General features: G+C 61.8%; 21 protein-coding genes and 1 pseudogene. 14 read left to right on the plus strand and 8 right to left on the minus strand.

Features of this window, described 5'->3' with window-relative positions; all coding sequences use genetic code 11:
- The first annotated feature begins 8 nt into the window (after positions 1–8).
- Both HU806_RS12610 and HU806_RS12615 read left to right on the plus strand, forming a co-directional pair.
- A complete protein-coding gene (locus HU806_RS12610; RefSeq protein WP_186611677.1) occupies positions 9–2,045 on the plus strand; it encodes a sensor histidine kinase in 2,037 nt (678 codons plus the stop codon).
- A 2-nt stretch (positions 2,046–2,047) separates the two neighbouring features.
- Complete coding sequence (locus HU806_RS12615; RefSeq protein ID WP_186611678.1) at positions 2,048–2,629, plus strand: cob(I)yrinic acid a,c-diamide adenosyltransferase; 582 nt, start codon at positions 2,048–2,050, stop codon at positions 2,627–2,629.
- Positions 2,630–2,633: 4 nt separating this feature from the next.
- Here the strand turns inward: HU806_RS12615 and HU806_RS12620 are convergent, their stop codons facing one another.
- The 4 genes and pseudogenes from HU806_RS12620 to secA form a co-directional block, all read right to left on the minus strand.
- Positions 2,634–3,578 (minus strand): Nudix family hydrolase, encoded by a 945-nt coding sequence (locus tag HU806_RS12620; protein ID WP_186611679.1) that lies wholly within the window; start codon positions 3,576–3,578, stop codon positions 2,634–2,636.
- Positions 3,575–3,691 (minus strand): annotated as a pseudogene (locus tag HU806_RS12625) (glutathione S-transferase); the annotation flags it as partial. The pseudogene HU806_RS12625 and the gene HU806_RS12620, both read right to left, overlap by 4 nt.
- 91 nt (positions 3,692–3,782) lie before the next feature.
- Positions 3,783–5,000, minus strand: a complete 1,218-nt coding sequence (argJ, locus tag HU806_RS12630) for a bifunctional glutamate N-acetyltransferase/amino-acid acetyltransferase ArgJ (protein ID WP_186611680.1) — start codon at positions 4,998–5,000, stop codon at positions 3,783–3,785.
- A 124-nt stretch (positions 5,001–5,124) separates the two neighbouring features.
- On the minus strand, positions 5,125–7,866 hold the full coding sequence (gene secA, locus HU806_RS12635) for a preprotein translocase subunit SecA (protein ID WP_186611681.1): 2,742 nt from the start codon (positions 7,864–7,866) through the stop codon (positions 5,125–5,127).
- A gap of 309 nt (positions 7,867–8,175) precedes the next feature.
- Here secA and HU806_RS12640 point away from each other — a divergent pair, with 309 nt between their 5' ends.
- A complete protein-coding gene (locus tag HU806_RS12640; protein WP_186611682.1) occupies positions 8,176–8,631 on the plus strand; it encodes a DUF721 domain-containing protein in 456 nt (151 codons plus the stop codon).
- A gap of 36 nt (positions 8,632–8,667) precedes the next feature.
- Here HU806_RS12640 and HU806_RS12645 read toward each other — a convergent pair whose 3' ends face one another.
- Positions 8,668–10,155, minus strand: a complete 1,488-nt coding sequence (locus HU806_RS12645) for a helicase HerA-like domain-containing protein (protein ID WP_186611683.1) — start codon at positions 10,153–10,155, stop codon at positions 8,668–8,670.
- A gap of 199 nt (positions 10,156–10,354) precedes the next feature.
- On the opposite strand from HU806_RS12645, the gene gpgS reads away from it, so the two are divergent.
- Genes gpgS through gpgF form a run of 3 tightly spaced genes read left to right on the plus strand, consistent with a single transcriptional unit; the run spans position 10,355 to position 13,243 of the window.
- Positions 10,355–11,467, plus strand: a complete 1,113-nt coding sequence (gpgS, locus tag HU806_RS12650; RefSeq protein WP_496197670.1) for an N-acetylglucosaminyl phosphatidylglycerol synthase — start codon at positions 10,355–10,357, stop codon at positions 11,465–11,467.
- A 10-nt stretch (positions 11,468–11,477) separates the two neighbouring features.
- Positions 11,478–12,251, plus strand: a complete 774-nt coding sequence (gpgD, locus tag HU806_RS12655) for an N-acetylglucosaminyl phosphatidylglycerol deacetylase (protein ID WP_527251148.1) — start codon at positions 11,478–11,480, stop codon at positions 12,249–12,251.
- Positions 12,248–13,243 (plus strand): glucosaminyl phosphatidylglycerol flippase, encoded by a 996-nt coding sequence (gpgF, locus tag HU806_RS12660; protein ID WP_186611685.1) that lies wholly within the window; start codon positions 12,248–12,250, stop codon positions 13,241–13,243. The genes gpgD and gpgF overlap by 4 nt, the downstream gene beginning before the upstream one ends.
- 4 nt (positions 13,244–13,247) lie before the next feature.
- Here gpgF and HU806_RS12665 read toward each other — a convergent pair whose 3' ends face one another.
- Positions 13,248–13,430, minus strand: a complete 183-nt coding sequence (locus HU806_RS12665; RefSeq protein WP_186611686.1) for a hypothetical protein — start codon at positions 13,428–13,430, stop codon at positions 13,248–13,250.
- A 78-nt stretch (positions 13,431–13,508) separates the two neighbouring features.
- Positions 13,509–14,357, minus strand: a complete 849-nt coding sequence (purU, locus tag HU806_RS12670) for a formyltetrahydrofolate deformylase (protein WP_039591673.1) — start codon at positions 14,355–14,357, stop codon at positions 13,509–13,511.
- 300 nt (positions 14,358–14,657) lie between these two features.
- On the opposite strand from purU, the gene mvaT reads away from it, so the two are divergent.
- Positions 14,658–15,035: a histone-like nucleoid-structuring protein MvaT gene (gene mvaT / locus HU806_RS12675; RefSeq protein WP_186611687.1), complete on the plus strand. Its 378-nt coding sequence runs from the start codon at positions 14,658–14,660 to the stop codon at positions 15,033–15,035.
- Positions 15,036–15,156: 121 nt separating this feature from the next.
- Here mvaT and sbcB read toward each other — a convergent pair whose 3' ends face one another.
- Positions 15,157–16,584, minus strand: coding sequence for an exodeoxyribonuclease I (gene sbcB, locus HU806_RS12680; protein ID WP_186611688.1), 1,428 nt, complete (start codon positions 16,582–16,584; stop codon positions 15,157–15,159).
- 185 nt (positions 16,585–16,769) lie between these two features.
- Here sbcB and HU806_RS12685 point away from each other — a divergent pair, with 185 nt between their 5' ends.
- The 7 genes from HU806_RS12685 (at position 16,770) to HU806_RS12715 (ending at position 25,095) form a co-directional block, all read left to right on the plus strand.
- Positions 16,770–17,495 carry an RDD family protein gene (locus HU806_RS12685; RefSeq protein ID WP_186611689.1) on the plus strand — a complete coding sequence of 242 codons (726 nt, stop codon included), beginning with the start codon at positions 16,770–16,772 and terminating at the stop codon, positions 17,493–17,495.
- Entirely contained in the window at positions 17,492–18,466 is a 975-nt protein-coding gene (locus tag HU806_RS12690) for a stage II sporulation protein M (protein ID WP_186611690.1), read from the plus strand. The genes HU806_RS12685 and HU806_RS12690 overlap by 4 nt, the downstream gene beginning before the upstream one ends.
- Complete coding sequence (locus HU806_RS12695; protein WP_186611691.1) at positions 18,453–19,991, plus strand: DUF4129 domain-containing protein; 1,539 nt, start codon at positions 18,453–18,455, stop codon at positions 19,989–19,991. The genes HU806_RS12690 and HU806_RS12695 overlap by 14 nt, the downstream gene beginning before the upstream one ends.
- Positions 19,988–21,151 (plus strand): DUF4350 domain-containing protein, encoded by a 1,164-nt coding sequence (locus HU806_RS12700; RefSeq protein ID WP_186611692.1) that lies wholly within the window; start codon positions 19,988–19,990, stop codon positions 21,149–21,151. Before HU806_RS12695 ends, HU806_RS12700 begins: the two co-directional genes overlap by 4 nt.
- A 158-nt stretch (positions 21,152–21,309) precedes the next feature.
- On the plus strand, positions 21,310–22,497 hold the full coding sequence (locus tag HU806_RS12705; RefSeq protein ID WP_186611693.1) for a Fic family protein: 1,188 nt from the start codon (positions 21,310–21,312) through the stop codon (positions 22,495–22,497).
- A 95-nt stretch (positions 22,498–22,592) separates the two neighbouring features.
- A complete protein-coding gene (locus HU806_RS12710) occupies positions 22,593–23,600 on the plus strand; it encodes an AAA family ATPase (protein ID WP_186611694.1) in 1,008 nt (335 codons plus the stop codon).
- A 163-nt stretch (positions 23,601–23,763) separates the two neighbouring features.
- Positions 23,764–25,095, plus strand: a complete 1,332-nt coding sequence (locus HU806_RS12715; protein ID WP_186611695.1) for a DUF58 domain-containing protein — start codon at positions 23,764–23,766, stop codon at positions 25,093–25,095.
- Positions 25,096–25,164 lie beyond the last annotated feature (69 nt).

Below are 25,164 nucleotides of genomic sequence, written 5' to 3' on the forward strand. Positions count from 1 at the left end.
CGAGTCAGATGCCATTGCGCCAGCGCCTTGAAAACCTCCCGGTCGGCCAGAAACTGCTGGCGGCCCTGTTGGTATTGTTGACCACCGTTTTGCTGGTGGCGAACCTGACCTTCATCAGCGCGGCCTACTACATTTCCCAGGAAAGCATGGCCCCGCAGGCCTTGCAGACCATCGGCCGGCTGGTGGCCAACCCGAGCCTGATCTCCGACGCGCTGCAGTCGCCGCAAAGCGCCCAGCGCCTGCTCGATGAACTCAACAGCTATGCGCCCCTGCGGGCAGCGGCGCTGTATGACGGTCGCGGTGAACGCCTGGCCGAGTTGCAACAGGGTGAAAAGCTCAGGTTGCCGGAGCACTTTCGCCATATGCAAACCTGGCAGGCCGGGGAGTTTCGCAGCAACCAAGTCATCACCCTGCCCCGTCCCGGTACCCAACCCGGCCATTTGTTGCTGGTCGCCAGCAGCGAATTGCCCACCGCCTTCTACACCGGCACGCTGACTGCCAGCCTCGGCATACTGATTTTCAGCGTGCTGCTGTGGTTGATCATTGCCCAGCAGATCAAGCGACTGATTACCCAGCCGATTCACCAACTCGAAGAACTGTCGCGCCAGGTTACCCGCGAGGAAAACTATTCCCTGCGTGCCGGCCGAGGCAACCATGACGAGATCGGCAGCCTGGCCGAGGCGTTCAACACCATGCTGTCGCGGATCGAAGCGCGGGAGCAGCAGCTCAAGCGCGCGCGGGACGATTCCCAGGCGGCCTACGACCAGGCCCAGGGCCTGGCGGAAGAAACCCGCCACACCAACCGCAAGCTGGAGCTGGAAGTCCAGGTGCGCAGCAAGATCGAGAAAAAGCTCACGGGCTTCCAGAACTACCTCAACAGCATCATCGACTCCATGCCGTCGGCGCTGATCGCCCTCGACGAACAACTCTATGTCACCCAATGGAACCAGGAAGCCAGCGCCCTTTCCGGCACTCGGCTGGATGAGGCGTTGAACCAGCCGATCTTCCTCGCCTTCGAACCGCTCAAGCCCTATCTGCCACAGCTCAAGCAGACGGTCGAACAACACACGGTCGCCAAGATCGAACGCGTCACCTGGACCAAGGACGATGAAGCCAAGCACTACGCCCTGACTTTCTATCCGTTGATGGGCGGCGCCGGACGGGGCGTGGTGATCCGCATCGACGACATCACCCAGCGCCTGTCGCTGGAGGAAATGATGGTGCAGTCGGAAAAAATGCTCTCGGTGGGTGGCCTCGCAGCGGGCATGGCCCATGAGATCAACAACCCGCTGGGGGCGATCCTGCACAACGTGCAGAACATTCGCCGGCGCCTGTCAGCGGAACTGCCCAAGAACCTCGATCAGGCCGAGCAATTGGGGATCGAGTTGCCGGTGGTCAATCGCTACCTGGAAAGCCGGGAGATCCCGCAATTACTCGACGGCATCCAGCAGGCCGGCGCTCGCGCCGCCAAAATCGTCACCCACATGCTCAGCTTCAGCCGACGCAGTACCCGGCAGATGGCGCCCTGCGACCTGCCGGCGCTGATCGACCAGGCGGTGGAGATCGCCGGCAACGACTTCGACCTGGCGATTGGTTTCGACTTCAAGGGCCAGGCGATCATTCGCCAATTCGACCCGAACCTGGGCCCGGTCCCCGGCACGGCCAACGAATTGGAACAGGTTCTGCTGAATCTGTTGAAGAACGCCGCCCAGGCCATTCACCAGCGCCAGGACGACGGCGAGCCCGGCCGCATCATCTTGCGTACCCGGCTGAACCCGCCGTGGGCGGAAATCCAGGTCGAGGACAATGGCATCGGCATGAGCGAAAACGTGCGCAAGCGCACCTTCGAACCGTTCTTCACCACCAAGGAAATCGGCCAGGGTACGGGGCTCGGGCTGTCGGTGTCGTATTTCATCATTACCAACAACCACAAGGGCCAGATGGAAGTGCAATCAGCGCCGGGCCAAGGCACTTGCTTCACCTTGCGCCTGCCCCTGGCGGGCACTTCGATGGTGGCGCAAGAACATAAGCAAGTGGAGCGCTGAACATGGGTTTTCGCCTGTCGAAGATTTACACCCGCACCGGTGACAAAGGTGAAACCGGCTTGGGTGATGGCCGCCGCGTAGCGAAGGACCATCCACGGGTCGAGGCGATCGGCGAAGTGGATACGTTGAACAGCCAGTTGGGATTGCTGCTGGCCGGGCTGGCCAATGAAATGGGCCAGTATCCGGCACTGGAGGAAGTCGTCGAGGTGCTGGCGCCCTGTCAGCACCGGTTGTTCGACCTGGGTGGCGAGCTGGCGATGCCGGCTTATCAGGCACTGAACATGGCGGAAGTCGAACGCCTGGAAGCGGCCATCGACGTATGGAACGAAGAACTGGGGCCGTTGGAGAATTTCATCCTGCCCGGTGGCTCGACCTTGATAGCCCAGGCCCATGTGTGCCGGAGCCTGGCCCGCGGCGCCGAGCGCCGTTGCCAACAGTTGAACGCCGTGGAGCCGTTGGCAGGGCCGGGGCTTGCCTATATCAATCGGTTATCGGACCTGCTGTTCGTAGCGGCGCGGATCATTGCCCGTCGCCAGGCAATTGCAGAAGTGCTTTGGCAGGCGGCAGCCAAGCCTGCGCAGTGATCACTCAAGCCTCAGGCCAGAACGCCCTAATCCCCGCCACGCCCTGGGCCCCGGCCGCCCAGGCTTTCTGCTGCTCGCCAGGCCCGACCCCGCCCAGCAAATAAACGGGCTTATCGAAGCCGTCGATCAACCGCGCCGCTTCTTCCCACCCCAACGGCTGTGCATCCGGATGGGTCTGGGTCGGCTGTACGGGCGACAGTGTCACGAAGTCCACGTCCATCTGCTGCGCCAGGGACAATTCCTCGGCGTTGTGACAAGAAGCCGCCAGCCAGCGATCCTTGCCGAACGGTCGGCCGGCCGCTGCGTGCTTGCGCAGTTGCGCGGCGGTGATGTGCCAGCCCGCGGAAGGGAAATCGCCCAACCATTCAAACGGCCCCTTGAGCATCAACTGGGCCTTGCCCGCACAAAGCCCGGCGGCATCCACCGCCAGATCGCGGTATTTCGGGTCATAGCCGTTAGGGGCGCGCAGCTGGATCAGCTTGATCCCGCCGGCGATAGCTTTCTGCATCCCCCGCAGCAGAGCCGGGGTTTCCAGGCCTTCAGGGGTAATCAGGTACTCGCCGGGCAATCGGGCCGCCGCGACGATTGGCTGATTGGCCGCCGGAAACTCGTAGTTCGCAAGCTCCCGAGTGGTCACCCAGGCCAGCGGTTGTCCTTCGGCACCATGGGGCTCGCCGGTGAAGGTCGAGACTTCCCAGACATCCAGCAACACCTGTTTGTCAGGATAATCGTGGCGCACCTTGATCAGCGGTCGGGCAGTGCCTACGACAATGCCCAGTTCTTCATGCAGTTCGCGGGCCAGGGCAGTTTCAACGGATTCATCCGCCTCGACCTTGCCGCCAGGAAATTCCCACAGGCCACCTTGATGCTGGGAATCGGCCCGTCGGGCGATGAGGATCTTGCCGGTGGCGTCACGAATGACCGCCGCCGCTACGTGTACTCGTTTCACCGCGAAATTTCCTCCAGGCCAGCCTGTTGCCAGGCCTTGAACGCCGGCCATTGATAAAGGGTTTCGACATAGGCCGCGTCGACTTCCGGCAACTGCACTTGATACGTGCGCAGGGACCAGGAGGAGGTGCGCTTGTCGCCAATGATCAGGTGCAGGCTCATGTGATTCCTTAATCGCGATGGGAGCAGTTCGGTCCCGAGCGGTTCAAGTCCGATACTCAGCGTTGATCTTCACGTACTCGTGGGACAGGTCGGTGGTCCAGATCGTTTCGCTGCAATCACCCCGTCCCAGTTCGATGCGGATGGTGATTTCTTCCTGCTGCATTACCGCCGCGCCTTGGGCTTCGGTATAGGTCGCAGCGCGGGCGCCTTGGCTGGCGATGCAGACGTCGCCGAGGAACACGTCGATCTTGCTCACGTCCAAGTCCGGCACGCCGGCCCGGCCGACGGCGGCAAGGATCCGGCCCCAGTTCGGGTCGGAGGCGAACAATGCGGTCTTGATCAGCGGCGAGTGCGCGACGGTGTAGCCGACGTCCAGGCATTCCTGGTGATTGCCACCGCCGTTGACCTGCACGGTCACGAATTTGGTCGCGCCTTCGCCGTCACGGACGATGGCCTGGGCCACTTCCATGCACACCTCGAACACGGCCTGCTTGAGAGCGGCGAACAGCGAACCGCTGGCTTCGGTGATCTCCGGCAGGTTGGCCTTGCCCGTGGCAATCAGCATGCAGCAGTCATTGGTGGAGGTGTCGCCGTCGATGGTGATGCGGTTGAACGACTTGTTCGCGCCGTCGAGCATCAGGTCTTGCAGCACTTGGCGGGAGACCTTGGCGTCGGTGGCGATGTAGCCGAGCATGGTCGCCATGTTCGGGCGGATCATGCCCGCGCCTTTGCTGATGCCAGTCACGGTAACGGTCACGCCGTCGTGCTGGAACTGGCGGCTCGCACCCTTGGGCAGGGTGTCGGTGGTCATGATGCCGGTGGCGGCCGCAGCCCAATTGTTTTCCGAGAGATCATCGAGGGCAGCCTGCAACGCGCCTTCGATCTTCTCGACTGGCAGCGGCTCGCCAATCACGCCGGTGGAATACGGCAGCACCTGGCTGGCGTCGACGCCGGTCAGTTCCGCCAGCCTGGCGCAGGTGCGCTCGGCGGCGGCCAGGCCTGGCGCGCCCGTGCCGGCGTTGGCGTTGCCGGTGTTGGTCAGCAGATAACGCACCGATCCTTGCACGCGCTGCTTGGCCAGGATGACCGGCGCGGCGCAAAAGGCATTGAGCGTGAACACGCCAGCCACCGTCGAGCCTTCGGCACAACGCATGACCACGACATCCTTGCGCCCGGGGCGCTTGATGCCCGCCGAGGCAATGCCGAGTTCAAAACCGGCAACCGGGTGCAACGTTGGCAACGGACCAAGACCAACAGCCATGAATGCGCTCCTAAATGAGATGTCTATCGACGCCGTCTTCATCGAGACGGCGATTCAAAATGGCAAAACGCCGCGACGGATAGAGTCCGGTCGCGGCGCGGGGTCGTTCAGCGTTGGAACGGGGTTACTGGATCTGCCCGTGGCAATGCTTGTATTTCTTGCCCGAACCGCAATAGCACAGTTCGTTGCGGCCCAACTTCTGTTCGTTGCGTACCGGCGTGGTTGCCAAGGCGACATCCACATCGACACCCTCTTCCATCGCCTGGACGACTTCCAGGCCTGGGGCTTCGGCGTGTTCGAACTGCATGCGCGCGGCCAGGGCTTCGGCTTCCTGGCGCAGGCGGGCTTCTTCTTCGACCGGGTCTTCGCGACGAACCTGGACGTGGGACAGGACCCGGATCGAGTCGCGCTTGATCGAATCCAGCAGCTCGGAGAACAGCGTGAAGGACTCGCGCTTGTACTCCTGCTTCGGATTCTTCTGGGCGTAGCCGCGCAAGTGAATACCGTGACGCAGGTGGTCCATGGTCGACAGGTGGTCTTTCCACAGGTCGTCGAGGACGCGCAGCACAATCTGCTTCTCGAAGGAACGCAGTGCCTCGGCGCCGGCCTGGTCTTCTTTTTCGTTGTACGCAACGATCAGCTCGGCAAGCAACTTCTCGCGCAGGGTTTCTTCGTACAGCTTGTCGTCTTCATCGAGCCACTGCTGGATCGGCAACGACACGCCAAAATCGCTGCGCAAGGAGGCTTCCAGGCCCGCGACGTCCCACTGTTCCGGCAACGATTGCGGTGGAATGTGCGCACTGACGGTAGCGTCGAGCACTTCGCGGCGGAAATCGGCGATGGTTTCGCCAATGTCGTCGGCGGCCAGCAGGCTATTGCGCATGTGATAGATCACTTTGCGCTGCTCGTTGTTGACGTCGTCGAACTCCAGCAATTGCTTGCGGATATCGAAGTTACGGCCTTCAACCTTGCGCTGCGCCTTCTCGATGGCGTTGGTCACCATGCGGTGTTCGATCGCCTCGCCCGGCTGCATGCCCAAGGCCTTCATGAAATTCTTCACCCGGTCAGAGGCGAATATGCGCATCAGGCTGTCTTCCAGCGACAGGTAGAAACGGCTGGAGCCGGCGTCACCCTGGCGACCGGCACGACCACGCAACTGGTTGTCGATACGGCGCGATTCGTGGCGCTCGGAAGCAATCACCTGCAAACCGCCGGATTCGAGCACCTGTTGGTGGCGCTTCTGCCAGTCGGCCTTGATTTGCGCGATTTGCTCGGGGGTCGGGTTTTCCAGGGAAGCCACTTCCACTTCCCAGTTGCCGCCCAGCAGGATGTCGGTACCACGGCCGGCCATGTTGGTAGCGATGGTCAACGCACCCGGGCGACCGGCCTGGGCGATGATCTCGGCTTCCTTCTCGTGGAACTTGGCGTTGAGGACCTTGTGCTCGATGCCTTCCTTGTCGAGCAGGGCAGACATGTGCTCGGAGGTCTCGATGGTGGCGGTACCCACCAGGATCGGACGGCCCTGGGCCATGCCTTCCTTGATGTCATTGATGATCGCCGCGTATTTCTCTTCGGCGGTCAGGAACACCAGGTCGTTGTAGTCTTTACGCGCCAGCGGCTTGTTCGGCGGAATCACCACCACTTGCAGGCCGTAGATCTGATGGAATTCGAACGCTTCGGTGTCAGCGGTACCGGTCATGCCGGACAGCTTGTTGTACAGGCGGAAGTAGTTCTGGAAGGTGGTCGAGGCCAGGGTCTGGCTTTCAGCCTGGATGTTCAGGCCTTCCTTGGCTTCGATGGCCTGGTGCAAGCCTTCGGACAAGCGACGGCCCGGCATGGTGCGACCGGTGTGTTCATCCACCAGCACGACCTGGCCGTCCTGCACGATGTACTCGACATTGCGATTGAACAGCTTGTGGGCACGCAGGCCGGCGTAGACGTGGGTCAGCAGGCCCAGGTTGTGTGCCGAATACAGGCTCTCGCCTTCGGCCAGCAGGCCGACGCGGGTCAGCATTTCCTCGACGAACTGGTGACCGGCTTCGTTGAGCTCGACCTGACGGGTCTTCTCGTCGACGGTGTAGTGCCCGGCCTTGGTCACTTCGCCTTCGACTTCCTCGACGTGCAAGGTGAGCTGCGGGATCAGCTTGTTGATCTCGATGTACAGCTTCGAGCTGTCCTCGGCCTGACCGGAAATGATCAGCGGGGTACGGGCTTCGTCGATGAGGATGGAGTCGACTTCATCGATCACGGCAAAGTTGAGTTCACGCTGGAATTTTTCATCCATGCTGAACGCCATGTTGTCGCGCAGGTAGTCGAAACCGAATTCGTTGTTGGTGCCGTAGGTGATGTCCGAGGCGTAGGCGGCACGCTTCTCTTCTGGCGGCTGGAACGGTGTGACCACGCCAACGGTCAGGCCGAGGAATTCGTAGAGCGGGCGCATCCAGTTGGCGTCGCGGCGGGCCAGGTAGTCGTTGACCGTCACCACGTGCACGCCCTTGCCGGACAATGCGTTGAGGTACACCGCCAAGGTGGCCACGAGGGTCTTGCCTTCACCGGTGCGCATTTCGGCGATCTTGCCTTCGTGCAAGGTCATGCCGCCGATCAACTGGACGTCGAAGTGACGCATGCCCATGACCCGCTTGCCGGCTTCGCGGCAGACCGCAAAGGCTTCGGGCAGGAGTTGGTCAAGGGTCTCGCCCTTGGCGAAGCGGTCCTTGAATTCGGCAGTCTTGGCGCGTAACTGATCGTCCGAAAGGGCCACCATTTGCTCTTCGAAGGCATTGACAGTCTGTACCGTCTTGAGCATGCGTTTGACTTCACGCTCGTTCTTGCTTCCAAAAAGTTTCTTTAACAAAGGCGCAAACATATCGGCAGGATCTTCCACACTAAAGGGATGGAGGGCGGCCCCATGAGTCGCCCGTGCAGCCCTCATGGCCGCATGCGAACGAGCATTCTACCCGGAAACGATGGTGAGGAAAGTGGCGTTATTCCACGATGCTGGCACAGCGCTGTGACGGGGCTTCCCTAAAATAAGGGCTTTTGCGCGAACTTCAACCCACAAAACGCAGAAGTTACTGATTGATTGTGCAGGTAAAATGCCGCTTGGCAGCTGTGCAAAGAGCGCATCGGATGCTTTCTGCTACCATGGCGCCTCTGTCACTTGCGGTATTCATTCATGGCCTTCCGCCCTCTTCCAGCCAAGGCGCCTGCCGTGCTTCTGCGCGAAGCCAAACCGCTGAAAGCGATCTTCGGCCACGCCAAGCGCCTGGGCCACTTGCAACGGCTGCTGGACAGTCAGTTGCAGCCGGCCGCACGCGAGCATTGCCACGTGGCGTCATGGCGCGAAGGCAGTTTGCTGCTGATTGTCACCGACGGCCATTGGGCCACGCGCTTGCGCTACCAGCAAAAGCGCCTGCTGCGTCAATTGCAGGTTTTCGATGAGTTCGCCAACCTGACGCGGATCCTGTTCAAGGTTCAGCCGCCCACCGTACAGGCCGCCGTCAAGGGCCATACGCTGGACCTGTCCACCGATGCGGCCGCGACTATCCAGGCCACGGCCGAAGGCATCAGCGATCCCAAGCTGCGGGCGGCGCTGGAGCGATTGGCGGCGCACGCCAAACCCAAGGACTAAGTACTTTGGGCGCCTGTCCCTCAGCTTGCGCCGCGATTAGCGGCGCTTGCTGCCTCCCAGCAACGACCCCATCAACCCACGTACCAATTGCCGCCCCAGTTGGTTGGCCGCCTGGCGCATCGCCGATTTCAACGCCTGGCCGGCCGCGGTGCCGAGGAACTCACCGGCCTTTTCAGTAAAGCTCGGCTCTTGCGCGGTCGGTTTTCCCGGCGCTGCTTCGGCCTGCGGCTCCAACCCCTTGCGCCCCATCAGCACTTCATAGGCAGACTCGCGGTCGATGGGTTTGTCATAGCGCCCCTGCAACGCCGAGCCGGCGATCAGTGCGGCGCGCTCGGCCTCGGTCAGCGGCCCGATGCGCGACTGCGGCGGCGCCACCAGCACGCGCTGGACCATTTCCGGCGTGCCTTTTTCTTGCAAGGTGCCCACCAGGGCCTCGCCGATGCCCAGCTCGGTCAGCACCGACAAGGCATCGAATTGCGGGTTCGGTCGAAAACCGTCCGCGACCGCCCGCAGGGATTTCTGCTCCTTGGCGGTAAACGCCCGCAAGCCGTGCTGGATGCGCAACCCCAACTGCGCCAGCACATCGTCTGGCAAGTCGCCCGGCGACTGGGTCACGAAATACACCCCGACACCCTTGGAGCGAATCAGCCGCACCACTTGCTCCAGCCGCTCCTGCAACGCCTTGGGCGTACCGGCAAATAACAAATGCGCCTCGTCGAAAAACAGCGCCAGCAGGGGTTTATCCGCGTCGCCGCGCTCGGGCAGTTGCTCGAACAGCTCGGCCAACAGCCACAACAGGAACGTCGCGTAGACCTTGGGTGCCTCATGGACCAGGCGACTGGCGTCCAGCAGATGAATCCGGCCGCGGCCATCACTGGCCGGTTGCAGGATGTCTTCGAGTTGCAACGCCGGCTCGCCGAACAGCGCATCTGCGCCTTGCTGCTCCAGTGTCGACAAGCGTCGCATCAAGGCCTGGCTGGAGCCGGTGGTCATCAAGGCCGCATCGTCCCCCAGCAACTCGGGATTGTCCTTGAGGTGGTTGAGCAGCGCCTTCAAATCCTTGAGGTCCAGCAGCAATAGCCCCTCACGGTCGGCCACCTTGAACGCCGCGTACAACGCCGATTGCTGGCTGTCCGTCAGCTCCAGCAGGCTACCGAGCAGCAACGGCCCCATTTCACTCAAGGTCGTGCGCAACGGATGACCGGATTGGCCGTGAATATCCCACAAGGTAACCGGGTAGGCCTGGGGCGTGTGGCCAAGCCAGGGCATGCCAGCGATGCGCTCGGCGATCTTGCCCTGGGGATTGCCGGCGGCACCAAGGCCACATAGATCGCCCTTGATGTCCGCCGCGAATACCGCCACGCCGGCATCGCTGAACATCTCGGCCAGGCGTTGCAAGGTGACGGTCTTGCCCGTGCCGGTGGCACCCGCCACCAAGCCATGTCGGTTCGCCAGACGCATGGCCTGGGCCACTGGTTGGCCGGCGAGGTCGGCCCCGATGATGAGTTGCGATGAGTCAGGCATTTGGTCACCCGTGATGTTTGCGATATGACGCCATATTGCACGCTTATATAAAAGCATGCCTGGGACATTACGACCCTGGCGCTGGAAACAAAAACTTCGCCAGGTCTCATGCCGTATCGCTACGTCACCACAACCCAACCGAACATCTATTCTTACTAAAGGTCAACAAGGGAGAACACAGACCGGAGGGACGTTCATCGTGCATATAGCGGACATCACCATGTTCTACGCCCCCGCCAGCGGCGGCGTGCGCACTTATCTGGATGCCAAGCACCGGCGCCTGGGCAATCGGCCCGGCATACGCCACAGCCTCTTGATTCCCGGCGCGCATTTGAGCGAGCAGGACGGCATCTACAAGGTTCCAGCGCCTCCCCTGCCGTTCGGCAAGGGCTACCGCTTCCCGCTTCGCCTGGCCCCCTGGCGTAATGTCCTGCGCGATCTGCAACCGGATCTGATTGAAGTCGGCGACCCCTATCTCACCGCCTGGGCTGCCCTGGATGCCCGGCGGCAGCTTGACGTCCCCGTGATCGGTTTCTATCACTCCGACCTGCCCCTGCTGGTGAGCAACCGCATGGGGAACTGGTTCACGCCCAACATCGAAGCCTATGTCAGCAAGTTGTACGGCAACTTCGACCGGGTATTGGCGCCGAGCCAGGTCATGGCCGATAAGTTGACCGGGCTGGGCGTCAGGAATGTCCATGTGCAGCCTCTGGGTGTGGACCTGCAAACCTTCAACCCCGCCGCTCGAGACCCGGAGCTGCGGGCCGAGCTGGGCATCGCCGAAGACGCGCGACTGTTGATTTTCGCCGGTCGCGGCTCCAAGGAAAAGAACCTGCCGGTGCTGCTCAAGTGCATGCAACGCCTGGGCGAGCGCTATCACCTGTTGCTGGTGGGCTCTTCGATGCCAGCCCTGGTGCCGGACAATGTCACCGTGATCGACGAGTTCTGCCCGGCGCCGCAAGTCGCCCGGCTGATGGCCAGCGCTGACGCGCTGCTGCATGCCGGCGACCAGGAGACGTTCGGCCTGGTCATCCTCGAAGCCATGGCCAGCGGCATTCCGGTGGTGGCGGTCGCAGCGGGCGCGTTCAGCGAAATCGTCCAGGAAGAGTGCGGCCTGTTATGCACGCCCAACAACCCGCAGGCCATGGCCAATGCGGTGCGCCAACTGTTCGCCGAGGGCTGTCAGCAGCGCGGCGCAAGGGCACGCCGCCACGTGGAACGTCATTACGCCTGGGATTCGGTGGTCAACAGCCTGTTGGGCCACTATTACAGCGTGCTGGGCGCAGAGATGCCGCTGCTGGCCAATGGTTGAGGCGAACCCCATGGCGATGAACCCTTCACCCAGCCTGCTGGTGGTGCTTCATGACGTCGCGCCGCAGACCTGGCCCGACTACCAGCCCTTCGTCGCAGCCGTCGACGCCCTCGGCCAAGTGCCGATGACCTGGCTGGTGGTGCCGGATTTTCACCATGCCAGCGCTCTGGACAATCATCCGGACTTCAGGCGCTTGCTCGACAGCCGTGTCGAACGCGGCGACGAACTGGTCCTGCATGGTTACTACCATTGCGACGACGGCCCGCCCGCCGTTCATCCCAAGGACTGGTTCATGCGCCGGGTCTATACCCATGAAGGCGAGTTCTACCACTTGTCCGAGGAAGCCGCCCTCACCCGCCTGCACGCAGGCGTTGAACTCTTCCAGCGCTATCGATGGCCGCTGGAAGGCTTTGTCGCGCCGGCCTGGTTGATGAGCGAGGGCACCCGCCGAGCCTTGCGCCAATTGCCCCTGAGTTATACCAGCGACACCCAGCACCTTTACCACTTGCCGGACTTCACCAAGGTCGATGCCCCCGGCCTGGTCTGGAGCGCCCGAAGTGCCTGGCGCCGGGGCCTGTCGAAAATCATCAGCGATCAGCGCCAACAGCGTTGGCGCCAGGCACCGGTAATTCGGCTGGGGCTGCACCCGGTGGATATGCGCCACGACTTTTCCCGCGACTATTGGCTGCAGACCCTGGAGCGTCTGCTTGAGGATGGCCGCGTGCCGATGACCAAGGCCGGCTGGCTGGCAACCCAGCGCCTGCGGGTCAGCAGCGCCGCATGAAACGCTTGTTATGGCTGGGCGCCGCCCTGCTCACGGCGTTGCTGGTTCCGATGTTGTTGGGCGGCGGCGAGATGTGGTCACGCGTGCAGCGCTTTCCGCTGTCGTTGTTGCTGATCATGCTCGGCATGATCGTGCTCTGCTGGGGCCTGAACTCGGTGCGCCTGCGCTTATTGCTGGGTGAACATCGAGGACGCATTGGTGGGCTCAAGAGCATTGGCGTGGTGATGTCCACCGAATTCGCCATGTGCGCGACACCCGGTGGCAGTGGCGGCCCGTTGACGCTGATGGCGCTGCTGGCGCGCAACGGCGTGCGTCCGGCCCATGGCAGCGCGGTGTTTGCGATGGATCAGTTGAGCGACTTGCTGTTCTTCCTCTGCGCCTTGCTGGGCATTCTGTTCTACGCCCTCTTCCAGAATCTCAGCCAGCGCATGGAATGGATGCTCGCCCTGAGCGCGATTTCATTGTTCGGCGGGCTTCTCTGCTGCGTGCTGGTAGCCCGCTATCATCGCCGGCTGATTCTGCTGGGCGCGCGGTTGCTGCGTCACTTAAGGGTGAAATCCACGACCCGTCGGCGCTGGGCTCGCAAGATCCTGAATTTCCTGGCGGCTTTTACCGACACCCTGAAATTGCCCCGGCAGACGCTTTTCCAGGTGTTCGGCCTGACTTGCCTGCACTGGGCCTTGCGCTACAGCGTGTTGTACCTGGCATTGAGAGGGCTGGGAGCGGACTTGCAGTGGGCCTGGAGTTTTCTCATCCAGATGCTCTCCCTCAGCGCCGGACAGTTCAGCCTGCTACCAGGCGGCGCCGGGGCGGCAGAGCTGACCTCAGCGGCGTTGCTGGCGCCCATGGTGGGCAAATCCACCGCGGCGGCGGCGATCCTGATCTGGCGAGCAGTGACCTATTACTTTTATCTGGTGGCCGGCGGTCCGGTGTTCTTTCTGATGGTCGGACGCCCCTTGATCAAGAAGCTGATCAGGGCCCGGCAAGCCTGAGCGCTCAACGCTTGCGTTCGGGATCGTCTGGCGGCGACTGCTTTTGCAGTGTTTCCCACAGCTGGGCAGCGTTGGGAAACTCCGTGCCGTCCTCCGGCCCCAACGCTTCGGGATCGTAGCGACTCAAGCAGCCCTCGCCCACCGTAGGCGGGGCCTTGGCGGTGGCTTTGTCCAAGGGATCGGTCATGGCTATGGCTCCCTCGAAGTCCTCATGGACCATTGTGGCGAGGGAGCAAGCTCCCTCGCCACTGGGTTCTGCATTGAATCAGAATACGACGGTCTTGTTGCCGTGAACCAACACGCGGTCTTCCAAGTGATAACGCAAGCCACGCGCCAGCACCATTTTTTCCACGTCACGACCGAATCGAACCATGTCTTCGATGCTGTCGCTATGGCTGACACGCACCACGTCCTGCTCGATGATCGGGCCGGCGTCGAGCTCTTCGGTCACATAGTGGCACGTCGCGCCGATCAGCTTCACACCGCGCATCGAAGCCTGGTGGTAGGGCTTGGCACCGACGAATGACGGCAGGAAACTGTGGTGGATATTGATGACCTTATGGGCGTATTCGCTGCACAGCGACGGCGGCAGGATTTGCATGTAGCGCGCCAGCACCACCACCTCGGCATCATGCTGCTTGACCAGCCGCGAGACTTCGGCGAACGCCGGCTGCTTATCCTGCGGATTGACCGGTACGTGGTAATAAGGAATGCCGTGCCACTCCACCATGCTGCGCAAGTCGTCATGGTTGGAAATCACACAGGCGATGTCGCAATCAAGCTCATCGCTGTGCCAGCGGTGCAACAGGTCAGCCAGGCAATGGGACTCACGGCTGGCCATCAGCACCACGCGTTTTTTCTGCGCGGTATCGGTGATACGCCAGTCCATCGAAAACTCTTCGGCAATCGGGGCAAACGCCTCGCGAAACGCTTCGATGCCGAAGGGCAGCGAGTCGGCGCGGATCTCGTGGCGCATGAAGAACCAGCCACTTTGATTGTCCGAATGGTGGCTTGCTTCAGTGATCCAGCCGTTATGGGACGCCAGAAAGTTACTGACTTTAGCAACGATGCCGACGCGGTCCGGGCAAGCGATCACCAGCCGAAAAGTGCGCATGAGGAAACTCCAGAACTTCGCAAAAGGCGGCCATTCTAGCCATTGCGCCGCAAAACTGCAGTACCCATGAGGCGCCGAGCCGTTCTTGACGCCAACGGCGTGCAGCCTGCCCCATCGCCGAAGGCTATTTGTGTGAACAGATGCACAGACCGCCTCACATATTAATTCGCAATGCTCGTTTTTGTGGCATTGCACTATTTAATTAAATAAACACGGCTTAAATGTTTACTTGATGAAACTGTCTGATTACTATTGCCTCACTGTCTCCTTGTCACCAGCGTCCTACATAAGGTAGTCCAAATGTCCCTGATCACCGAATACAACGCCACAAAACAAGCAATTGAAGAACTGCAACAACGTCTGGCCGACCTGTCTAAAGACGACAAACTGCAAAAAGAACTGGAATTCGAAGGCAAGCTGCGCACGCTGATGGGCGAGTACTCCAAGTCCCTGCGCGACATCATTGCCCTGCTGGACCCAGAAGCCAAGTCGAGCAAAGCACCCCGTGGCGCGGTAAAAACCACCGGCACCAAACGCGCTCGCAAAGTTAAGCAGTACAAAAACCCGCACAACGGCGAAGTCATCGAAACCAAAGGCGGCAACCACAAGACTCTGAAAGAGTGGAAAGCCAAGTGGGGCGGTGACGTCGTTGAAGGCTGGGCAACCCTGCTGGGCTAAGCCTCGCCGATCAGCGCTGCTCTTTGCGGGCGACGCTTACGTACCCGAAAACGCCAGTCATTACTGGCGTTTTTTTATGCCCTCGTTTTTCAAGTCCTGACTTCAAGCGCTGCAGGGCCGCTCAAAGGCTTAAACGTTTACGCAATTGTTGGCTATAACCCTGCCATTGCATGAGTATCTCTTGCTGCAACGGCGTGGAGAGCCCCATCCACTCAGCCATTGCTTCATCAAAACTTTCCAGGGTATTAGGCGCCCCCCATTCAGGGGACGACAGACGTTGCTGGCAAAATAGTTTCCAGCGTTCCTGTTCGTTCGGATCCAAGGTGTCCGGGAAGTTGCGCGCACGGTATCGAAACAATAATTCCGGCAGGCGTTCGTCGTCGAACGGCCAATGCTCTTGCGCCAGTTGAGCGGGATCGGCCATGCGTACTTGTTCACATAATCGACGATCACGATCACCCAGGAAGCCTGCGTATAACTGCTGCTCGGGATCTTCGCTGGCAGCGAAGTCTTCCTGCCCATAAATGTGCTGGAGTTTATCTTGCCAGACCTGCTGTGCGTCACTTAGCCGCAGCGCCCGCTCCTGAAAGCCGTCCATGTCCAGCTGCAACCGATGCTGGTCTTCGGCGCGCAAGACGGTCAACGGTGCGATGACCGGGCACTTGTTGATATGAATCAGCTTGAGCGGTACCGGGAGTTCCCCATCGAGCAGTTCTTCGCGACGGGTATACAGGCGTTGACGCAGTAGCTGCGCATCATGGTCCAGCAACCCCTGGGGATCGAGGTGCAGGTCGCAGACGATCAAGGCGTTGCGGTTCTTCGGATGCCAGGCCAGCGGCAGCACCACACCGATGTAGTTGCGCGCCGCCGAGAAACGCCCGGATATATGCACCATCGGCTGCAACAGGCGGATCTGGTCCAGCACCTTCTGTTTACTGCGCAACTGGAACAGCCAGTCATAAAGCCGTGGTTGCTTCTGGCGGATCAACCGGGCCAGGGCAATCGTCGCGCGCACGTCCGACAGCGCGTCATGCGCCTGGCCATGGTCGATGCCGTTGGCGGCGGTCAGGCGTTCCAGCTTGAGGGTGACGCGACCCTCCTCCTGCGGCCAGATAATGCCATCGGGTCGCAACGCGTAGGCAGCGCGCACCAGGTCGATCAAGTCCCAGCGACTGTTGCCGCCCTGCCACTCCCGCGCATACGGGTCGAAAAAATTCCGATACAGGCTGTAGCGCGTCATCTCATCGTCGAAGCGCAAGGTGTTGTAGCCGGCGCCACAGGTTCCGGGAGCAGCCAGTTGCGCGTGGACACGGGTCATGAAATCGGCTTCGCTCAAGCCCTTTTCCGCCAGGCATGCCGGGGTGATGCCGGTAATCGCGCAGGCCGCCGGATGAGGCAGGATGTCGTCGCTGGGCCGGCAATAGAGGTTTACCGGTTCGTCGATTTCATTGAGTTCGAAATCGGTACGGATCCCCGCCACCTGCAAGGGTCGGTCGCAACGCGGATTGATGCCGGTGGTTTCGTAGTCGTACCAGAAGATGGAAGTCACGGCGGGTTCCTGAGCTGAGGACTGGCGAAGTCTAGGCGTTCGAACCCGGCGCCCGCCAGCATTGCCGTCGTTGAATCATGTTGCAGGCCATTAAATGACCCACACACTGTATCGTGTGCCCGCCAGAAGACTGCTAGCATCTGGGCCGAGATCGAACGTCCGAACCGGTCCATCACAGGTAGCCCATGCCCGAGACACCAGCACTGCAAAGGAACGCGCCGCTGCCGCCGCCACTGGACACGCGCTACCAGGTAGAAACGCCCGAAGGCATTGACCTGCCGCTGCGCCCGGCGGGGCTGATGCCTCGCGCGCTGGCCTTCGCCATCGACCTGGGCATACGCGCGCTGGTGCTGGGCCTTTTCTTTATCGTCCTGGCGTTCTTCGGTGAACTGGGGATCGGCCTGGGTTCGATCCTGCTGTTTGTCGTCAGCTGGTGGTACATGGTGCTGTTCGAAGTACTGAACCAAGGCCGTTCTCCCGGCAAGCAAATAATGGGGTTGCGCGTTGTGCAGGACGACGGCAGGCCGATCGGCTGGTCCGCATCGCTGATTCGCAACCTGCTGCGCTTCGTCGACATGCTGCCCTTGGGCTACACCTTCGGGGCAATCTGTTGCCTGCAAAACCCTACCTTCAAACGCCTGGGGGACTTGGCGGCCGGCACTTTGGTGGTCTATCGCGAGCAACCGGTCAAACGCCCCGTACTGCCTTGCGCCCGATCGATACGGTCGCCTTTTGCCCTGGGCCTGGCTGAACAACGCGCCGTGCTGGGTTTCGCCGAGCGCCAGGCAGAACTGTCCGAGGCACGAGTCACCGAACTGGCAACGATCCTCGCCACGCCGCTCAACGTGCATCCGACAGGCGCCGTGGCCGAACTCAACGGCATTGCCCGCGGCCTGCTGGGGCCAATATGAAGCAAAGCCTGTTCGAAAGTCGCCACCAGGCGCAATGGGACCAGTTGTCCCGGCTGCTCGACCAGTTGGAACGCAGCCGTAGCGTCGCCCAGAGCAGCGACTTCCCCCACGTTTATCGTCGGCTCTGCCATCATCTGGCGCTGGCGCAGGCGCGCGGTTATAGCAGCCTGCTGGTGGATGCGTTACAGCAACTGGCGCTGCGCGGCCACCAGCAACTCTATCGGGATCGCAGCCGCCCCTCGACCAGCCTGTCGGCCTTTATCCTGGCCGGTTTCCCCCAACTGGTGCGCGAACAATGGCGGTTCGTCCTGGCGGCTGGCCTGATGTTCCTGGGTAGCCTGATCGGCATCGGGATACTGGTCTATCTGTTTCCCGAACTGGTCTATAGCCTCCTGAGCGTCGAGGAAATCAGCGGGATGCGCGCCATGTACGATCCGGCGGCGGGGCACCTGGGACGCTCGATCGAGCGAGCCGCCAGCGAGGATTGGGCCATGTTCGGTTATTACATCATGCACAACATCGGCATCGCCTTTCAGACCTTTGCCAGTGGCTTGCTGTTTGGCCTGGGCAGCGCGTTTTTCCTGTTCTTCAACGGCCTGACAATCGGGGCGGTGGCCGGGCACCTCACCCAGATCGGCTCCGGCGCAACGTTCTGGTCCTTCGTGATCGGCCACGGCGCCTTCGAACTCACCGCCATCGTGCTGGCCGGCGCCGCGGGCCTGCATTTGGGCTGGGCGTTGATCGCGCCGGGGCGCCTCACCCGCAGTGAAGCCTTGCGGCTCGCCGCGGGCAAAAGCGTGCTGATGATCGGCGGCGTGATACTGCTGTTGCTGATCGCCGCATTCGTCGAGGCCTACTGGTCCTCCAGCGCGGTGACGCCCGCCACCAAATACACCGTCGGCGCATTGTTGTGGCTGCTGGTGCCCGGTTACCTGCTGTTTGCCGGACGAGGCCAGCATGCGCCTGAGTGACGCCACCGTCGTCATCCGTCCACGCACCACTTGGGAAGCCATGGACCTGGGTGTGCTGATGAGCCAGCGGCATCGGTGGCTATTGATGACCAGTTGGGCGCTTGTCACGCTGCCGGTTTATGCGCTGCTGGCACTGTTGCTGTGGGATTCGCCGTCCCTGGTAATGTTCATATTCTGGTGGCTGAAACCAGCCTTCGACCGGCTGCCCTTGTACATCTTGTCCAAGGCGCTGTTTGGCGAGACGCCCACCTTGAAACAGGCCTTGCGCCAATGGCCGACCTTGCTCAAGCCCCAATTGCTGGCCAGCCTGACCTGGCGCCGGCTGAGCCCGAGCCGCAGCTTCCTGATGCCCGTCGTGCAACTCGAAGGGCTTGCCGGCGAGGCGCGGGAGCAGCGTTTGCGGGTGTTGCTTCAACGCAACGGCGGTGCGGCGCAATGGCTGACCATCATTGGCGTGCACCTGGAAATGGCCCTGTGGTTCGGCCTGATGGCGTTGTTCTATTTGTTCATACCGCAGCAGGTCGAGCTGGAATGGGATTGGCAGACGCTGATCGCCGTCGCCGAGCACGACTGGTTATGGCTCGAACACCTGATCAACTTGCTCTATCCGCTGCTGCTGATTCTCTGGGAGCCGGTGTACGTCGCCTGCGGCTTCAGCCTCTACCTGAACCGGCGCACCATGCTCGAGGCCTGGGACATCGAATTGGTATTCCGCCGACTGCGCCAGCGCCTGAGCGCCGTAGCGCCGATGCTGATACTGCTGGCATTGACCCTGCTGCCGCTGGCGCCACCAGCCTGGGCCGCCGAAGACCGCAACGCGCCCGACAGTCCCCGACTGCTCAACCAACCGCTTACCAGCGAGGCCTCCCGGGACAGCATCAAGACGATCCTCGAAGCCCCGCCTTTCAAGAATCCGGAAACAGTCACCCGTTATCGTTTCGGTGAAGAGCAAACCAGCGAATCAGCCGAGGCTGGCGAAGCCCCGGGCTGGCTCAGGTCGATGTTCGAATGGAGCGCCAAACGCTTCGACACCATCGCCACGCTGATCCAAGTAGTGCTCTGGGCCGCGCTGGTGGGCGCGGTCGCCTGGCTGGGCTGGCATTACCGCGAGCGACTCAAGGCCCTGGTGAACCTGCGCCCGACGAAGCGCCTGGGCGCAGAGCGGCCCACGCCCGCCCGAATGTTCGGCCTGGATATTCGTGAGGAAAGCCTGCCGGACGATGTCGCGGCCAGTGCCGAGCAGCTATGGTCCGGTGCTCCCCGAGAGGCGCTGGGCTTGCTGTATCGAGCATTGCTCAGCCGTTTGCATCATGAATTCGACGTTCCTCTGAAACCCGCCGATACCGAAGGCCAAGTGTTGCAACGTGTCGAACAGCTCCAGCACGAGCACCTGTTGGCCTTCAGCAAGAACCTGACGCTGCACTGGCAGGACATTGCCTATGGACACCGTGCCCCGCCGCCCCATCTGCAACAGGAACTGTGCGATGGATGGCGTCAGCTGTTCGGCCCGGGGGCGTCCCGATGAGCCGGCGCACAGGGTTGCTGATCGGGGTCGGGGTCGCCGCGTTGACCGGTGCCTTGGCCATTTACCTGTACCTCAAGGCCGTGCCTTATCAGGAAGTCATCGAGCATGGCCCCTCCCCCGAGGCTCAGGCCAATCCCTACCTGGCCGCCGAACACTTCTTGCGCAAGCAGGGCATCAACGTCGAGCATGCCAACAGCCTGGACGTCCTGCCGACCCTGGAGCCGCACCAGCGCAGCCTGTTGCTGCTGGGCGAACGCAGCAACATGACCCCACGGGACGTCGACCAGTTGATGAATTGGACCCGCGCCGGAGGGCGTTTGCTGTTTGTAGCCGAAGCGATATGGGATGACAGCACCGGCAGCAGCGGCGATCTACTGCTGGACCGCGTGCGCCTGCGCCAGTTGCTGAGCAAGGACCTCAAGGAGCCCGATCCCGAGCTCATCAAGGACCCCTATCCGAAACTGACCAAGCTGTACCTGGAGGACGAAGAGGCGCCGGCCTATCTCGGCTTCGACACCGACTTCCACCTTGAAGACCCGCTGAACCTTGTCCAGGCCTGGGCCAACAGTGCGCAGGCGACCCACTTGATGCAACTGAACCACGGCCAAGGCACGATCACCGTGCTCACCGACGCCGAGCTGTGGAAGAACGACCAGATCGACCAATACGACAACGCCTGGCTGCTCTGGTACCTGAGCGCCGACACGGACGTCACGCTGCTGTTCAATACCGACCATGACAATCTGCTGACCTTGCTGCTGCGCTATTTCCCCCAGGCCTTGGTGGCGCTGCTGGCCCTGGTTGCCCTGTGGTTCTGGCGTTCGGCGGTGCGCCATGGTCCGCTGCAACAACCGGCGCCCAAGGCGCGCCGCCAACTGCAAGAACACCTGCAAGCCAGCGCCGCGTTCCATCTGCGTCATAACGGTCAACAACAGCTGCTGCAGACCTTGCAGCAGGACGTGCTGCGTCGGGCTCGCCAGCTTCATCCGGGCTTCGAGCAACTGGTCGTGTCCGATCAGTGGCAAGTGCTCGCACGCCTGACCCGGCAACCCACCCGAACCATCAGCCAGGCCCTTAGCCCCCGGCCGAAACAGCGCCTGTCCAGCGCCGAGTTCTGCCGCCAGGTCGCCCTTTTGCAAACCCTTAGGAATGCGTTATAGATTTTCCGCAGAAAAATCCGCAAAAACACTGGAGATAACCTATCGTACGGTATCGCTACAGGCAGTAATAACAGGCATTAAGGCCGTTTTATTTTCCGCAAAAATTTCCGCAGGCATTACCCAAAAAATAGCCGTTTGTGTTCGCTGGAAACAAAACGATGATCACCTCGAAAACGTACCTTGACCCCGTACTGCCAGAAAATCTGCCCGACTCGATCATTCGGGCCGCAGATCAGTTGCCACGCAAGGCAGAATTTCTTGCCGGACGGCTGGCCGATGAGACATCCAGGCAATTGGCGGGCCTGTTGCGCATCACCAATACCTACTATTCGAACCTGATCGAAGGGCATCGCACCGAGATTGCCGACCTGCAGGCTGCTCGCACGACTCCGAAACGGCAAAGAAAGGAACTCAAAGAGCTGGCCGTGCAACACATGACGCAGCAGGAGGTGATGGAGCGACTGCTTCGCATGCGGCCAACGGACAGTTTCTCTGCCGTGTTCGATCCCAAGTTGATCGCGGCCATCCATCGTCGACTGTTCAAGGACGCTTGCGCGCAGGAACTGACCCTGGGCGATGGGCGCATGATGGAGCCCGGCAGGCTGCGGGCCGAAGAGAATGAACAGGTCCAGGTCGGCGCGCATGTCGCTCCAGCGGCGGCCGTTGTATTGCCCATGCTCGAGCATCTGCAGTTGCACTACGGACAAATCAGGGATCCGCGGCGCCAATTGATCGCAGCCCTGGCCGGCCATCACCGGGTGGCGCTTGTTCACCCCTTCCTGGACGGCAATGGGCGAGTGATTCGGATGCTCACCCACCTGCAACTGGTTCACCTCGGGCTAAAACCTTTCCTCTGGTCACTGTCTCGCGGACTGGCTCGCAGGCAAGGAGACTACTATCGCTTCCTGGCCTTGGCTGATCGCCCTCGTGAAGGTGATTACGACGGGCGCGGCCAACTTTCACAGCGTCATTACTTCAATTTCATCGAGTTCATGCTCGATGTCTGCCACGACCAGATTGAATACATGACCACCTCGCTAAACCCAGCCAGGTTGCGCGAGCAGGTTGTTCATGTGTTCTCAACGGATCCCGAGCTTCGCCGTGCCGGCATCCGGCCCACCAGTGCTGCTGCCGTGCTGGCGCTACTCACCCAAGGGGCGATGCCGCGTGCGGAGTTCAAGGTGTTCACAGGCTTGAAGGACCGGCTGGCAACGGAAGAACTGGGGCGCCTGATCGAAGCGGGGATCGTGGTCAGCGGCACCCCCAGATCCCGCACGGTGGAAGCGGGCTTGCCGGCACGCTTCGCCGGGTTGATCTTTCCAAACCTGCATTTGCAAATGGGCTAAGGTGTGCCGGCGATGCAGTTGTCACCGTCCGGCACCGAAGGATGAAAGCGTTAGATCATGGGTAATAGGGTTTAACCGTTAGGAGAACGTAAGAATTGACGACTGAACAGAACGAACCTGCCGGCGGCCAGACCCACGCCGCCCAACAGCGCCAGCGTGCCAGTCAGTTGGCCCAGGCCATCCGCACCGAATTGCACAAGGCGGTGGTCGGCCAGGCCGCGGTGATCGACGATGTGCTCACGGCGCTGATCGCCGGAGGTCATGTCCTGCTCGAAGGCGTTCCCGGCCTGGGCAAGACCTTGCTGGTGCGGGCCCTGGCTCGCTGTTTTGGCGGCGAGTTCGCGCGCATCCAGTTCACCCCGGACCTGATGCCCAGCGACGTCACCGGCCACGCGGTGTATGACTTGCAGACCGAGCAGTTCAAGTTGCGCAAGGGGCCGGTGTTCACCAACCTGTTGCTGGCCGATGAGATCAACCGCGCGCCGGCCAAGACCCAGGCCGCGCTGCTCGAAGCCATGCAGGAACGCCAGGTCACCCTCGAAGGCCGGGCCCTGCCCATCAGCCAGCCGTTCATGGTGCTCGCCACCCAGAACCCCATCGAACAGGAAGGCACCTACCCGCTGCCGGAGGCGGAGCTCGACCGCTTCATGCTCAAGGTGCGCATGGATTACCCCGACGCCGACCAGGAATTGAACATGGTGCGCCAGGTCAGTCGCTCGACCCGCGCCGACATGCTCGACGTGCAACCGTTGCGCACGGTGTTGCAGGCCAAGGACGTGCAAGCGCTGCAACGCATCGCCAGCGACCTGCCGATGGACGACCAAGTGCTCGACTACGCCGTGCGCCTGGCCCGCGCCACCCGCACCTGGCCAGGCCTGACGCTCGGCGCAGGGCCTCGCGCCTCGATCGCACTGGTGCGTTGCGCCCGCGCCCGGGCGTTGTTGCGTGGGGGTGAATTCGTGGTGCCAGACGACATCAAGGGCTGCGCCCTGGCCGTGCTGCGTCACCGCGTTCGGCTGGCGCCGGAGCTGGACATCGAAGGGCTGACGGTGGACCAGGTGCTGGGGCAACTGCTCGACCAAGTGCCGGCGCCACGGTTGTGATGAGGCTTACCCTGACCAACGCGCCTTTTGTGGCGAGGGAGCTTGCTCCCGCTGGGCTGTGCAGCAGCCCCCTGGGTTTGACTGACACACCGCAAGGGGAGGCTACGCCTCCAGCGGGAGCAAGCTCCCTCGCCACGGGGATTTGCGCAACCGAGATATTGCGATGAAACCCTCGCGCCTGCTGCTGACCTGGCTCGCTGTTTTGCTGGCCGTCGGCATCGTGCTGGGCACCCTACGGGCGTTGGGCGTCGCGCTGCCCGTCACCCTGCTGTCGATCAATTGGGGCTTGTTGCTGGCGTTGCTGGCCTTGGCGATACTCGACGCGGTGCGGCTGCGACGCTTGCCCTCGCCACGCGTACAACGGCAGATGCCTGGCAGCCTGGCGCTGGGCCGCTGGAGCGAAGTGCGCCTGGCGATCAGCCACGACTTTACCCAGCCGCTGCAAACGGTGATTTTCGATCACGTGCCCGACGGCCTCAGCTTCGAACACCTGCCGCTGTCAGCTGAGCTACAACCGGGCCAGCTCACCCAACTCGGCTACCGCGTGCGTCCGCTCAAGCGCGGTCACTTCGCCTTCGAGCACTGCGAAATCAACCTCCCCAGCCCGCTGGGCCTGTGGAGCGACAAACGCCTGATCGAAGCGCTTGACGACACCCGCGTCTACCCGGATTTCGCCCGGCTCTACGACGGCCAACTATTGGCCGTGGACAACTGGCTCAGCCAACTCGGCATCCGCCAGCGCCAACGTCGCGGACAGGGCCAGGAATTCCATCAGCTACGGGAATTTCGTGAAGGCGACAGCCTGCGCCAGATCGACTGGAAAGCCACCGCACGCCACCGCACGCCCATTGCCCGAGAGTACGAAGACGAACGCGACCAGCAGATCATATTCATGCTCGACTGCGGCCGGCGCATGCGCAGCCAGGACGGCGAGCTGGCGCATTTCGATCACGCCCTCAACGCCTGCCTGCTGCTCAGCTACACCGCGCTGCGCCAGGGCGATGCCGTGGGCCTGAGCACCTTTGCCAGCGAACAGCCGCGCTATCTCGCGCCGGTCAAAGGCACCGGCCAACTCAATGTATTGCTCAACACCGTCTACGACCTCGACAGCAGCCAACACCCCGCCGACTACCAGGCCGCCGTCACGCAACTGCTGGCCCGGCAGAAACGCCGGGCCTTGGTGGTGTTGGTGACCAACCTGCGGGATGAAGACGACGAAGAACTGCTGACCGCGGTCAAACGACTGGGCCAGCGCCATCGCGTGCTGGTCGCCAGCCTGCGGGAAGAGGCGCTGGACCGGTTGCGCCAGGCGCCGGTGCAGACCTTGCCGGAAGCGTTGGCGTATTGTGGAACAGTGGATTATTTGAATGCGCGGGCCACGCTGCATGAACGGCTGAGCGCCCATGGGATCGTGGTATTGCAAGCCCGGCCCGGGGAGTTGGGGGCCGAGCTGGTGACGTTGTATCTGGGGTGGAAGAAGGCGGGGGATTTGTAAGCGATCAGATAACAGGTCGTATCGCTCGGCCGCTGACCCAGGTCTGCTCCAATGACATTCATTGGCGCC

Source organism: Pseudomonas sp. SWRI154 (assembly GCF_014268645.1).
Classification (GTDB): domain Bacteria; phylum Pseudomonadota; class Gammaproteobacteria; order Pseudomonadales; family Pseudomonadaceae; genus Aquipseudomonas; species Aquipseudomonas marvdashtae.